This is a genomic window from Sphingobacterium sp. LRF_L2, from assembly GCF_965644235.1.
Classification (GTDB): Bacteria; Bacteroidota; Bacteroidia; order Sphingobacteriales; family Sphingobacteriaceae; genus Sphingobacterium.
Genome location: NZ_CBFFRI010000009.1, coordinates 58,309 through 72,066 on the forward strand (window position 1 = coordinate 58,309; position 13,758 = coordinate 72,066).

12 protein-coding genes are annotated in these 13,758 nt (G+C 38.3%); 5 read left to right on the forward strand and 7 right to left on the reverse strand.

Annotation, left to right across the window (positions count from 1 at the left end; all coding sequences use genetic code 11):
• Positions 1-417 precede the first annotated feature (417 nt).
• Both ACSZOX_RS17785 and ACSZOX_RS17790 read left to right on the forward strand, forming a co-directional pair.
• Positions 418-3,177 carry a UvrD-helicase domain-containing protein gene (locus ACSZOX_RS17785; protein ID WP_437921533.1) on the forward strand — a complete coding sequence of 920 codons (2,760 nt, stop codon included), beginning with the start codon at positions 418-420 and terminating at the stop codon, positions 3,175-3,177.
• Between the two features lie 433 nt (positions 3,178-3,610).
• The gene (locus ACSZOX_RS17790) at positions 3,611-4,042 is read left to right on the forward strand and encodes a nuclear transport factor 2 family protein (protein WP_437921534.1); all 432 of its coding nucleotides are present in this window, start codon (positions 3,611-3,613) and stop codon (positions 4,040-4,042) included.
• A gap of 73 nt (positions 4,043-4,115) precedes the next feature.
• On the opposite strand, the gene ACSZOX_RS17795 is transcribed toward ACSZOX_RS17790, so the two are convergent.
• Positions 4,116-5,030 (reverse strand): helix-turn-helix domain-containing protein, encoded by a 915-nt coding sequence (locus tag ACSZOX_RS17795; protein WP_437921535.1) that lies wholly within the window; start codon positions 5,028-5,030, stop codon positions 4,116-4,118.
• Between the two features lie 51 nt (positions 5,031-5,081).
• Complete coding sequence (locus ACSZOX_RS17800) at positions 5,082-5,918, reverse strand: SDR family NAD(P)-dependent oxidoreductase (protein ID WP_437921536.1); 837 nt, start codon at positions 5,916-5,918, stop codon at positions 5,082-5,084.
• 411 nt (positions 5,919-6,329) lie between these two features.
• Here ACSZOX_RS17800 and ACSZOX_RS17805 point away from each other — a divergent pair, with 411 nt between their 5' ends.
• On the forward strand, positions 6,330-6,521 hold the full coding sequence (locus ACSZOX_RS17805; protein ID WP_437921537.1) for a hypothetical protein: 192 nt from the start codon (positions 6,330-6,332) through the stop codon (positions 6,519-6,521).
• A gap of 129 nt (positions 6,522-6,650) precedes the next feature.
• Here ACSZOX_RS17805 and ACSZOX_RS17810 read toward each other — a convergent pair whose 3' ends face one another.
• Both ACSZOX_RS17810 and ACSZOX_RS17815 read right to left on the reverse strand, forming a co-directional pair.
• Entirely contained in the window at positions 6,651-8,117 is a 1,467-nt protein-coding gene (locus tag ACSZOX_RS17810) for a magnesium chelatase (RefSeq protein WP_437921538.1), read from the reverse strand.
• A gap of 146 nt (positions 8,118-8,263) precedes the next feature.
• On the reverse strand, positions 8,264-9,385 hold the full coding sequence (locus ACSZOX_RS17815; RefSeq protein WP_437921539.1) for a vWA domain-containing protein: 1,122 nt from the start codon (positions 9,383-9,385) through the stop codon (positions 8,264-8,266).
• Positions 9,386-9,675: 290 nt separating this feature from the next.
• Between ACSZOX_RS17815 and ACSZOX_RS17820 the strand changes: the two genes are divergently transcribed.
• Positions 9,676-10,056: a (deoxy)nucleoside triphosphate pyrophosphohydrolase gene (locus ACSZOX_RS17820; RefSeq protein WP_437921540.1), complete on the forward strand. Its 381-nt coding sequence runs from the start codon at positions 9,676-9,678 to the stop codon at positions 10,054-10,056.
• Positions 10,057-10,085: 29 nt separating this feature from the next.
• Here the strand turns inward: ACSZOX_RS17820 and ACSZOX_RS17825 are convergent, their stop codons facing one another.
• Together ACSZOX_RS17825 and ACSZOX_RS17830 are read right to left on the reverse strand one after the other, a co-directional pair.
• The gene (locus ACSZOX_RS17825) at positions 10,086-10,616 is read right to left on the reverse strand and encodes an SMI1/KNR4 family protein (protein WP_437921541.1); all 531 of its coding nucleotides are present in this window, start codon (positions 10,614-10,616) and stop codon (positions 10,086-10,088) included.
• Positions 10,617-10,962: 346 nt separating this feature from the next.
• Positions 10,963-11,421, reverse strand: a complete 459-nt coding sequence (locus ACSZOX_RS17830; protein ID WP_437921542.1) for a DUF2721 domain-containing protein — start codon at positions 11,419-11,421, stop codon at positions 10,963-10,965.
• 229 nt (positions 11,422-11,650) lie between these two features.
• On the opposite strand from ACSZOX_RS17830, the gene ACSZOX_RS17835 reads away from it, so the two are divergent.
• On the forward strand, positions 11,651-12,082 hold the full coding sequence (locus tag ACSZOX_RS17835; RefSeq protein WP_437921543.1) for a nuclear transport factor 2 family protein: 432 nt from the start codon (positions 11,651-11,653) through the stop codon (positions 12,080-12,082).
• 68 nt (positions 12,083-12,150) lie between these two features.
• Here the strand turns inward: ACSZOX_RS17835 and ACSZOX_RS17840 are convergent, their stop codons facing one another.
• The gene (locus tag ACSZOX_RS17840) at positions 12,151-13,725 is read right to left on the reverse strand and encodes a RagB/SusD family nutrient uptake outer membrane protein (RefSeq protein ID WP_437921544.1); all 1,575 of its coding nucleotides are present in this window, start codon (positions 13,723-13,725) and stop codon (positions 12,151-12,153) included.
• Positions 13,726-13,758: the final 33 nt, after the last annotated feature.

The window sequence follows — 13,758 nt, forward strand, 5'->3', positions numbered from 1 at the left end:
CCAAATGTACAAAATTATTTGAAATGAAAAACTTTGGATTATAGAGATTTTTTTTGAAAAAATTCGGATCTACACACGAACGTAATAGCGGAAGATGATATTGAAGTGATGCAACAGCTAAACTATTCGGTGTATATCGTTAAAATATGTTAATCATACATAAAAAGCATTTACTAACCGCATATAATACGTATATTTGTGCATTCATAATTTAGGTTAATAATTGGTTAGTTAGTAAAAAATCCTGAGGCTCCCCGCTTCAGGATTTTTTTATGCATGAAAGATTTTTAAGAGATAGTATGGCTGAAAAAAAAGTTCTATGTATCATTGCAAGAAATTCACCAAACGACGGAATTAGTCTGTAAAGTCCTATACTGAGTTTACACGCAGAGCGTGGAAACATAGTTGTAAAAATGAATGAACATACCGATCACAATAGCATTACTCCTACTTGTTGGGATAGTAGCCATATGGATACGTTACCGCTATTTTCATAAGAAAAGAAAAAATAACGATGAAGAGGCATCTGCACATAAAGTTTACAGTGATTTTCTGGAGAAATATGCGAAAAAGATTAACCTTGCTGCGAAACAATCGCTCTCTTCGCCTAAAAAATATATTTCATGGACAGATCGCCAACATGAATTGACAGCTATTAAAGCTGCTGTTCCCATGATGAGTATCCCCAAAGGTTATAGGAGTAAGGATGATCTGCATCACCAATACCGTGCCCTACGCAACTACATTGTCAAGGCAGAACCTCTCCGAGTAGCCCATAATAAAGCATTTGTTGAGCGTGAAGCATCCCGATGCGAACAATACTTTCGGAAGATACTCACGACCCCGCTTGACGAACAACAGATCGATGCTATTCTCCACGATGACGATAATACACTGATTATTGCTGGAGCGGGATGTGGCAAGACAACTACCGTACACGCTAAGGTTAAATATATTCTCGACAATCGATTGGCAACAGCATCCGAAATATTACTGCTGTCTTTTGCGAAGAAAAGTGCCGACGATCTTAAAATAAAATTAGGGTATCTGGGTGTCGCTTGCAAAACTTTTCATGCACTCTCTTATCAGATTCTCTCCAAAACTGAACGTCGTCCTGACGTTTTGGCTCCCGATGAAGCCGAACAAATGATCATAGATAGCCATTGTGAATTGCTTAAGAACACTTCCTATTTGGCTTCTTTCAATGATTTGATCTTGAATGGCCTACGACCAATAAAGAATGAAAACGAATTTGAATCCTATAAGGACTATATTGAATATCTACGGGATAGTGAGTTTGAATCGCTGAAGGGTATAGTATTGAAAAAGAAATTTAGCCAGGGGACGAACAAAAAAACCTTAAACAGCGAATTTATTAAGAGTGCTGAGGAATGTTATATAGCGAATCTACTCTTTTTGAATGGTGTGGAATACTGCTATGAATCGCCTTACCTCTATCAACAAGAGATTGATGAGGATGAACGCTTTGATAAACATAAGAAAAGGTATAGGCCTGATTTTACGATTTTCTTAAATGGTTATAACCAATATAGCATTCGTGATTGTCCTAATCCGCAAGATAATATAGTATACCTGGAACATTACGGTATTGATGCGCATGGAAACACTCCTAAATTTTTTGAAGGAAATGGAGAGCTTTCGGCATCAGCATACTATAAAAGTATCATGGACTGGAAAGAGGAAATCCATCGTTCTTATGGTACCGTACTGATCAAATCCTACAGCTATGAGTTCAAATATAAAACAATTGAAGAGAACTTAATTCACAACTTGATTAAACAGGGTGTGGTACTTCGTCCTAAAACGAATGAAGAAATATACCATCTCTTGGAAGAGGCTTATTCAAAGGAACTGGATGCTGTGATGAAATTGGTCACCACATTTATTAGCCTTCTTAAATCGAACAACAGAACTTTTAAAGAGATCTATCAAACAAACAAAAAGACTTTCAAACAAGATAGGGATATACTTGTAAGAAATGAGCAGTTTCTAAACGTAATAGCATCCATCTATAAGATTTATGAATCCCGTTTGCGTAAAAATGCGAAGCATGATTTCAACGATCTCATCAATAAAAGTATTGATAAAGTAAACGGGAACCAATTTTTACATCATTATAAATATATAGTTATCGACGAATTTCAGGATATATCTATAAATCGATACCAACTGCTTCATGCCTTGAAGAAGCAGAGCTACTTTAAATTATTTGCTGTGGGCGACGATTGGCAATCCATCTATAGATTTACGGGAAGTGATCTGACCTTATTCAAACGCTTCGAAGCTTATTTCGGATATACCATCGCGAAAAAGATTGAAACAACATACCGGTTTGCCAATCCACTGATCGACATATCTTCGAACTTCATTCTAAAGAACCCTAACCAAACGAAGAAGTCACTTCGATCTACAACGTCGAAACAAACGGAAGTTCTTTTTGATTTTAGTAAGAGCGACGAGAAATCGCTTAATGAAATTCTTCGGAGCATTTTAGAAGACTTATTCATAGCGTATGGGGAGACACTTGAAAACAAATCTATTACTTTAATTGGCCGCTACAACCATGATTTGGATCAACTGACGTCAAAGGATGGTATATTAGTGGTTAAGGATCAGGCATACATCCGGATGAGAACTATTCTTAAAGACATCAAAATTGATGAACAGGGAAATACGATCAGAAATAATACGCTTCGACTGGACAAAAAAATTGACTTTATGACTGTTCACAAAGCGAAGGGACTGGAAAGTGATATTGTTATTCTTATAAACTGTGAAACGGGTAAATATGGTTTCCCGGCGGAGTTAAGTGATGATCCAATACTTAATCTTCTTCTTAGCGGCGACGATCGCTACCCGAATGGCGAGGAGCGTCGTGCATTTTATGTGGCCCTCACTCGTGCCAAAGAGAAATTCTATTTCTTAGCCAACAAAAGCAAACTTTCTAAATTTGTACGCGAGGTATATGCTGAAAATGTGAAGCAAGAAGAAGTGACACAACGATGCGCAAAATGCGAATCGGAACTGCGTTATATAAAAGATGTTAATAGCAGGTATGGTGTATCGCAAATGTTCGGCTGTACAAGTTTCAAGTATGGTTGTGATTATACCATATTCGTTAGCAATTCGGACTTAATTGCTTCAATGGCTCCATAGCTTAGTAGAAGATTCCTCTACTATTCTACAATGTTAAATCTTGTTAATTTTAATCCAAGAAAGGAGATTTACAAAAACTAAGACGTACCTTTGAGTATTCATAATTTAGGTTAATAATTGGTTAGTTAGTAAAAAATCCTGAGGCTCCCCGCTTCAGGATTTTTTTTGAGTACGCTATTTACGTAGAACATACCGAACTTTCATCCCTTATTGGCAATGATCTAACAACACCTATTTGCAGCCATCTTCTCTCGTCCGATAGACGTTACCAACATAAGAAAAATAATTCACCGATTTTTTCGCCGTGTTTACCGAGAATATGCGTACATACATCTAATCGCTATTCGTACCCTCCCTATTCTCTTCTACCTTTGAGATATCAAATAAGAAATAAAGACATCTAAAATATTAAAAACATAAAAAAACTACTACCATGAAAAAGACATTAACAACCATCGCTGCAGCATTTATCATGATCACTTCTTTCAGTGCTTTTGCCGCTGAAACTGCAAACCCGCTTAAGAATCTGGAATCTGCCAAAATTGTCACTACGTATCTTGAAGCAACAACTTTAGGTAGTGTTGATATGAACAAGTTTCTTTTTAGCGATGACTTCGAATATCGTAACACTGCAAACGGAGACAGTTTCAACAAAAGAGAATACACTAACTTCTTGAAAGCGCACAAGGGAATAAAATTCGACTGTGAAACGGCTTACGAAATATTGGATCAAAGTGGACAAGCCTGCGTAGCTAAAGCAACTATGAAATTCGCAAATTTTACACGTGTAGATTACATCACCTTGAGCCAAAGTTCAGAGGGCTGGAAAGTGAGTAAAGTTGTAACAAGCTATCCCGGGGAATAATACAGCATATAATATTTAATTGTTTAGTTTAGTTATAGGCCTGCAGCGATGCAGGCTTTCTTTTTTCTTCTTATCAGTTAAACCCAGCTCTAAATGCCATCGGACTTTGACTAGTTTTGCTTTTAAAGAGTTTACTGAAACTTTGCGAATGTTCAAACCCAAGTTCGTACGCGATTTCTGAAACGGAGAGCTGTGTTGTGCTCAAACGCATTTTAGCATATTCGATTACCTTATTCTGAATATGTTGTTGCGTGGTCTGCTGGGTATAGATACGAAGCAAGCTTCCTAAATAATTAGCAGAGATATTTAACTGATCGGCAAGCGTGGTTACCTGCGGAATGCCTTGTTCCACTAACCTATCGTGTAAAAAATGTTGGGCAAGAATTTGTTCAAATCGAGTAACTAACTCGTGATTCGATTTCTTTCTTGTGATAAATTGCCGCTCATAGAAACGTTCGGCATATAGTAGTAAGCGTTCAACTTGTTTTATAATGAGATCTTGACTGAACTTATCGATGGCAGACTGGTACTCACTTTCAATACCTCGCAATATATCGACAATGGTTTGTTCTTCTTTATCGGAAAGGAAGAGTGCTTCGGTAACAGCATATTTAAAGAAATCATAGGATTTGATCTTTCTTGCTAATTCACTGCCCCACAAAAAATCGGGATGAATTAGCAATAGCCAACCGGTCGGTTCTGCTTTTGCTTCGGGGTTGACTTCTATTTTCAAAAATTGCTCGGGCGAAACAAAACAAAGAATGCCCGAGTCAAAATCGTATTGCTGCTGTCCATAATTGAAACGTGCATTCACATTTCTTTTTAAACCTATAGAATAAAAATGCTGTATCCACTTCAGTTCCACATCATCTAAGGGATAATTTACCTGACTGTAATCAATCAGGCTAATGAGTGGATGTTCTGGCTTAGATAGTCCACAGAATGTGTGAAAATCTGCCAATGACTTAAAGTGGTGTGTATGCTTCATCAATGCTAATTTAATGTTTTTAGACTTTATGGCTGCTTTTCATTTTTTAAATTAATATCCTGTGGAGATCGTATATTCTTTCCATTTGGAGATCTCCTCGACAAGTGTATTAATTTTTTGCTGAGCCATACCATAGGCATCTTCACCCATCAAAAAATGGACTGGAGGATTTTCCATCTGACTTACCTGTATGAGTAATTCAGCTGCTTTTTGTGGATCGTTTGGTTGATTGCCATTGATTTCATGTAAGTGGGCCTTTTCTACTTCTCGTGCAGCTACATAGGCGTCTATTGGATTCTGCGCGGTCTGTGCTGATCCTTGGGTTAAGAAATCTGTCCTAAAATAACCGGGATATACTAAGGTACTGTGGATACCGAAAGGTTTCATTTCAACAGCCAATGCTTCTGTAAGACCTGCTACGGCGAATTTTGTAGCACAATAAACCCCAAACGCCGGAAAGCTACCGATCAGACCTCCTATAGAAGCAATATTGAAAATATGTCCGGATTGACGTTCGCGAAGATGTGAAGCCACATTCCTGATAACATGTAGTACCCCAAATACATTCACATTAAAATTCCTTTTTGCTTCCTCGTCGGTAAGTTCTTCTAATGTGCCTATCTGACTGTAACCCGCATTATTAACGACTACATCTATTTGTCCAAAATGACTGATAGCTGCAGCAATGACTTCGCGGACATGATCATCGCTCGTGATGTCCATCTCTAAAGGCAAAAACCGTTCATGTTTTCCAACAGCCTCGATCAAGTCTGCTTGTTTTCTAGAGGTTGCAACAACGTTGTATCCTTGTGCTAGAAGCTCCTTTACGAGAGTGAGTCCTAAACCTTTTGAAGCGCCGGTTACAAACCATACTTTTCTTTTTTCCATCTTAAATTTCGTTTTAACTATTAATGAAACAAAATTGAAGTTAAAACGGGAAGAGGATGTATCCGAATCAGGAAACCTTGTAGCTAAATCGTGAATGGGAAGATAGACATATACGCTAGAGCCCTATATTGTTAAAGTTCTGTTAAAGCGCATTCCGCACACAACTTTAGCTTGTGAAAGGCGTTATATAAGTAATTCATAAATTAGGTTAGTAATTGGTTAGTTAGTAAAAAATCCTGAAGTTCCCCGCTTCAGGATTTTTTTAACATCGCTATGTAAGACTGATTCTTTTTCGCATATCACGCTATTCTGAAAAAAAACATGAATAAACAGAAATGAAAATCAGGAATAATACCTTATGTTTGATGAAACAATCAAACTAACACCAAGTATTCATAATAACAGTAAAATATGGAAAAGAATCAGGCACTTTTATTTGTTTTTAGTGTAATAGCTGTAATATTGGGTTCAGCATTATATAAACAATTTGATTTTGAGACTTTCAAATTTGAAAAACCTGCGTTGGCAGCAGTTTATATTATTACGTTCGTGGTCTCCATTATTGTGATTGTAAAAAACTTAAAAGCAAAAAAACAAGCGTGATTACGTCAGCAAATGGACTAATGTATAGAAATTGATTTCGGGTAGGAATGTAAACAGCTTTCCAATGCTTGTTTAGGTAAAAGAGAAAACCTGAAGTGAAGTACTTCAGGTTTTTTGACGCTTAGCCGCTTATATATTATTCCGAAGATATCCTTGGAAGTTATCCTGGAACTGTAATCCATTACCCAAACGGTATTTACTCAACTTATTGTATAAAGTTAGTCCCCAGAGGACGAACTCACTTAGAAAATACACATCCTCCGTTTTTGTATCTGGTTGATATTTTTGTATCAAAGCACGAACAGCATCTAATTGACTCAAAGTCTCTTGATATGCTTCATCCTGTAGTTCGTCAGGCAGCTGAATGCCGTCAGAATTTAAAAACCATTGGACAATATCATCATAGGGATATCGTTGATTTTCTTTTTCCAACTTTTCAACTTTAGGAAATAATGTCGGGAACAAGGTCTTCACCGCGCTTTCGATTAAATGCAACGCTACCGTAGACGCACCTTCCTGTTCTCCTTCATAAACTAACTCTACTTTACCGGTTATGGCAGGAACAATTCCCATAAAATCACTCAGACGGATGGTCGTATTGCTATCTCCATTTCGGAGCATACGCAATTCGGCAGTACTCAATAAATTTTGGAATGCCGTGATCCCCATCCGGGCACTGACCCCACTCTTGGCATCGATAAATTCGCTTTCCCGCGCCTCAAAACTAATCTGCTCTAATATATCACGCGCCAATTCTGGCACATATATATGTTCCTTTTGTTCTTTCTCCAGATTCGCTTCTTGCTTGGTTATAGATTTAGCGACAGCTATTGAACTTGGATAGTGGGTCAAAATCTGCGAACCTATACGATCTTTTAAAGGCGTAACAATGCTTCCCCGGTTCGTATAGTCTTCGGGATTGGCGGTAAATACAAATTGCAGATCTAAGGGTAATCGTAACTTAAACCCGCGGATCTGTATATCGCCTTCCTGTAGAATGTTAAATAGAGCCACTTGAATTCGCGCTTGTAAGTCTGGCAATTCATTGATTACAAAAATAGAACGATTGGCACGCGGAATCATACCGAAGTGAATAACGCGATCGTCGGCATAACTTAATCGTAAATTGGCGGCTTTGATCGGATCGATATCACCGATAAGATCGGCTACAGTAACATCCGGAGTGGCTAATTTCTCTGAAAAACGTTCGCTTCGATGAAGCCAGCTGATAGGCGTACTATCACCTTGTTCTTTTAGCAATTCTACAGCGTAGCGAGAGATAGGTTGATAAGGGTCATCATTAATTTCTGAACCCTCCACTACGGGTATATATTCATCCAAAAGATTAACCATCAATCGAGCCAATCTTGTTTTTGCTTGACCGCGCAGACCTAACAGATTAATATTATGTTTGGATAGGATGGCTCTTTCTAACTCAGGAATAACCGTGTCCTCATAACCGTGTACACCTTCGAACACGGTCTCTCCGGCACGTATTCTGATAATCAGGTTCTCACGTAATTCTTCTTTTATATTCCTAGGGGTATAACCGGCTTTCTTGAGCTCCCCGAAAGTTTTAATTGTCGTGTAATTCATTTGTCTTCATTATAAATATGACCTACCCTTTTGAATCGTATGTTGAAGTTCTTCTGTTGCTAAGTATTATAACCTACCTGGATAAGCTTTAATAACAATTACCATAAGAGGGTAAGCAATAAGCATTCGTTATTTTCTCTATCTGTTTATCGTATTCGTTTTTTCCGATTGTCCTCGTAGTCTTCAAATATCATCTCTCCCAAGCCACCAAGTCCAGTATAATAGGCCTTCCCTCTATTCGATGCAGTGAATTCGTCAACAAATTCCTGAAGGTAAGGATCGGAGGTGATCATAAATGTGGTAATCGGAATACCTAGCTTACGAGCCTGTGCAGCCATGCTGTAACATTTACTGGTGATCATCGGATCCAAGCCCATAGGATTTTTGTAGTATGTGCCATCGGCCATTTTTAGACAGCTTGGTTTACCATCTGTAATCATGAAAATTTGCTTATTGGCATGACGTTTTCGCCGAAGAATATCAAGAGCCAACTGTACACCTGCAACGGTGTTGGTATGGAAAGGTCCGACTTGCAAATATGGTAAATCCTTAATCTCTATAGACCACGCGTCATTACCAAATACAATCACGTCCAAAGAATCTTTTGGATAACGTGTGAGGATCAATTCAGAAAGTGCCATTGCTACTTTCTTTGCGGGAGTGATACGATCTTCGCCATACAAAATCATGCTATGACTGATGTCAATCATCAGTACAGTACTCATCTGCGACTTAAATTGGGTATCCTCTACAACTAGATCATTCTCCGACAGGCTGAAATCACCTACGCCATGGTTTACCTGTGCATTTTTCAGACTTTCTGTAATGGAAATTTTGTCTAAACCGTCGCCATATTGATAGCTTCTGAAATCGCCTGTATTCTCATCACTTCGTCCACTATATTTCGTTTTGTGATTCCCCGACTTGCCTTTTTGCATCTTACCAAAGATTTGATTTAACGCATTCTGACGCAATGCTTTTTCCATCTTAGAACTGATATCCATACCTCCACTACCGTCGAAATTGACACGCTCCACAATATACCCTTTGTTCTTTAAATCTGCTATAAAGTCATCTACGGTATACTCCGGTGTAGTCAGCTTAAACTCTTTATCAAGTTGTCGTAACCAATCGATAGCTTCGTCAAAATCGCCTGAAGTATGGGTAATGAGCTCTTGAAAGATTTCGAACAACTTATCGAAAGGGCTCTGAAAAGGTTTCTCATATTGCTTAAAGACAAATCCTTTGTTTCTCTTCGCATTTTCCATAAGCTAAATTTACAACTTAATAATTCTTATTCTGTCGTTGAAAAGTAACAATATCTCACGCAATGCATTTATTATACAGTAAAAATAGAGCCATAAAAAAAAATGAAAATATTTTCATCAGCACATAATATTCGTGTCATACTGACGTTATATATATAATTTCATAATTTAGGTTAATAATTGGTTAGTTAGTAAAAGTCCTGATGCTCCCCGCTTCAGGACTTTATTTTTCTAGTTCCCACTCGAGGAAGCTTCCTACGAAATCCATTGTTTTTTATTACCTTTCCCTCATGCTAGAAGTGACCTGTGCTCTCATTGAACACGATAAAAAAATATTAGTCTGCCAACGTTCCGAACAGATGAAAATGCCTTTGAAATGGGAATTTCCTGGCGGAAAGATAGAAGCTGGAGAAAGTAAAGAAACCTGCTTGAAGAGAGAAATAAAAGAAGAACTTGGATTGACAATAGAAATAATAGCAGCGCTCACCCCTGTTTTGCATCACTATCCTGAATTCACGATCATGTTACACCCTTTTCGTTGTAGATTTATTGATGGAAAACTGCTTTTAGCGGAGCATGCTCAAGCTGCTTGGATACCAGCGTTTGAGCTAAAACAATACGATTGGGCTGAAGCCGATATTCCCATTGTAAAAGAATACCTGGCTTTATAATTATGTTTACAAACAGCTTTCAAAACGCATCAGTATTTTTTGCTAAGGCATCGAAAAGTTTTTGGCAGCGGTTGGCTGGAAAAGGGTAAAAAATTCCGAAAATTACTTTCTGTCAAGTTGTCAAACAATTCGTTTAAAGACTGCCCCACTTTTCGAAAGCCTATCCCCCTAAAATCAGTTATATAGATATCAAATTCTTGATCTCCATCAGACGATGGATCCCAAAAGAGATACAGTCCGTTGTCACTGGATGCAAATGGAAATAATCTTTTTAGTAGATCGGGCGAGCCATCTGGATCCAGGTCAAACCAGATATCATTCTCGTTGACATCATTAATATATGTATTTTGTATTTCTGAAGATCTAACGAACAAAGAATCGCCATAACTTCCCATGGGTAGGTAAATATGAAATTCACCTAAGGCTACCCCATAGCCATATTTTAAGACAAAGTTCTTGTATGATGTAGGAAACCCTAGACCGTTTGGAAACCGAAAGTTCTCCAAAGTGTTTAAATCTCCAAACTCGGTGGCAATTCCTATTTGTGTTAAGTCCTCCATAATAAAATAGTTTACCGTTAATTATCAAGCGTATTTTTCATACCCTTATATCTACCTATCACGAAGTTAAGATATAATTCGGACACGTCTACATATCTCGAATCGTGAATTCATTTCGCCTGGCACTCCTGACCTTTGTGTGATAAACACATTGCTAAAAGGTTAAAACATGTTAATCTTAAATCTACTTTGCTTCTTTTTGAGAATTAACCCTTAACTTTGGGTATTCATAATTTAGGTTAATAATTGGTTAGTTAGTAGAAATCCTGGAGCTCCCCGCTTCAGGATTTTTTGTTTTTGCAGCTATTATTAATAACACCAAAATCTGTAGTATTCTCAATAGTAACTACTTCTTTTCCGCTCTATTTTTGTTATCAAATGTCTTCTTAATATATTGAACGAATGAGGGGTCACGATCGTTCTCCATATCACTCAGTTCCAATTCGAGTGCTCTATTGCTAAAATGAATTTCTACAAATGAAATCAAGAGAGATACGACAAAAAATAAAAGACTGACTGCGAAACAAATTTCGGTAAGGACCACACTTTCTAAGTAAATGCCATACATACACAGGATACAAGATATAAAACTCAACACGCCCATTCCTTGCATCTGCCTCAGTAATTTTAACCTAAAACGTAAATTTCCAATCTGCCCTTCTAGCACGCCTTCTTTATTATGCTCAAGGTACTTTGCATGTAAACTGCGTACCAAAGCGGCTAATGCTAGAAATCGATTGGTGTAAGCAAGCATAATCAAACTTATGGCGGGGAATAATAAGGCGGCAGTGTTATATGTTATCATGGGCTTAACGATCAATTTGTATAAATTACTCCACGAAGGGACAGCAACCAAACATACAAAAAGGGATTGTTAAACACAACCCGCTTATTTTGTTCGCCGATTTTTCCCCTACATTCACCGAGAATATGCGTACATACATCTAATCGTTATTCGAGACCTCTCCGTTCTAGCCTACCTTTGAGATATCAAATAAGAAACAAAAGTATTTAAAACATAAAAAATTACTACCATGAAAAAGACACTAACAACCATCCTAGCCGCATTCATTATGATAACTTCTTTCAGTTCTTTTGCTGCAGATAATGCGAATCCCTTAAAAAAGTATGATTCTTCAAGTATCGTTAGCATCTACCTAGAATCTGCTGTTTTCGGCAACCCTTCGTTAAACAGATACATTTTTGCAGATAACTTTGAGTATACGAACACTGCAAATAATGACAGCTACGGAAAGAAAGAATATATGAAATTCTTAAAACAGACAGAAGGTGCAAAATTCGACTGTACAACAGACTACGAAATATTAGATCAAAGTGGACAGGCTTGCATCGCGAAAGTGACACTGGATTTTAACAGCTTTACACGTGTTGACTATATCACCTTAAGTCAAAGTAAAGATGGCTGGAAAGTAAGCAAAGTGGTCACAACTTATCCTGAAAAATAGCATAAGGTATTTCAAAAAAGTCCTAAAGCTTTTCAACTTTAGGACTTTGATTTGACCACTAACAGCTCTTAGTACCCTGAATTTTGAACAAGATTGGGGTTAACGGCAATCTGTTGACTCGGAATAGGGTATACCAATGTCTTCGGATCGGGATCGGCAGCTTTTTCCTGCCATGCTTCCAGAAATTTACCAAACCGAATCAAATCTTGTCGGCGCCACCCTTCCCAATACAATTCGCGAGCGCGTTCGTCCAAGAGATTATCCAAGGTTAATGCAGTGAAAAGCGTCACCCCGCGATTGACGCGAATGTCGTTGACTAAATCAAGAGCTTCAGCTGCCGTACCAGTACCTCCTCTTAACATAGCCTCGGCTTGCATCAACAAAACGTCTGCGTAACGAAATACGACCCAATCGTTGTTTCTTTGTCCTGTTACGGCATAATCAAAAGCATATTTCACAGGACGAATTCCGGCGGTCTCCAGTGTAGCACCTGATGTACGTATTGTGACTTCACGTGTAAAAACTAATGGTGCGGTGGATGGATTTCTTGCCATCAACGGTTGATTTGTTGTCCAATTGTATTGCTGACCAGCGAAAAAACCTACATTCTGACGCTTAAAATTCTTGCTCCTATTCGATGTGGTATCTGCAGCATAATCGTAATAGATTCCTCGCCTTTCATCTCCTTCAGCAAATTTGTCGTAATAATCGGATAAGGTACACCAACCATTCCATCCACCGGGTCTCATGTTATAGTGAGCAACGGTGTTCCAGGTTCTATCCACGTTTCCTCCTCGCTCTCCGTTTTTATTAAATAATGTAAAGATATTTTCGGTCGACTTGGTATCATTGTCTGGCGCAAAATTATCAAAATACTTTCCCGCAACTGAGAGTGTATACTTCGCTGAATTGGTTATTTCATTGGCCAACGTAATAACCTGATTCATATCTTCTGCGGCAAATGTAGGAGACTGCCTGTTTATGAAGGTTCCCTTGTTCAGGTAGACCTTCATCAGTAAGGTTCTTGCGGCGTTCTTATTTGCGACATAAGCTGCTGTAGGCCCATTGTTAGGCAAATCAGTTATTATTTCATTTAGTTCTTTGACGATGTAATCAATTGCTGCTTCTGGTTGCAACACCTCAGGCGCAATCCTGAAATCCTCTAATGATTCCCCTTCCCGAATAGGCACCACGCCATACAAATCCAACATATCGAACATCGTTAACGCCCGTATAAAACGAGCTTCTGCTATTTGTTGATTGCTGGGATTGAATCGCAATACATTCGTTGCATTGTAAATTGCTGTGCCCAAACTAACGAAGGTATTGTTCATATATCCGTTGTCTGCATTCCAGGTGTGTAAGTGGATAGCACGGTGCATACCATTATCATCCCAGTCTCCGCCACGGGTCGGCGCCATGGCAGCATCGGTTGAGATTTCTTGCAGTACCCAACGTTGTTCTTGCTGATAAGGTGTATTTAAGGAACTATAAGCGTTAATCAGTAACGCTGCAGGATCAATATTGCCTGCATCAGCTTCTTCCAATTCCCCACGAAATTCCTCATTTAGCTTCGTGCAGGAAAATGTTGTCGCGATGAGGGTTCCCGTAAATGCTATATATAGATATGATCTTAGTTTCATCTTTTTATTTTTTTATGTTATCAATTAGCTGCT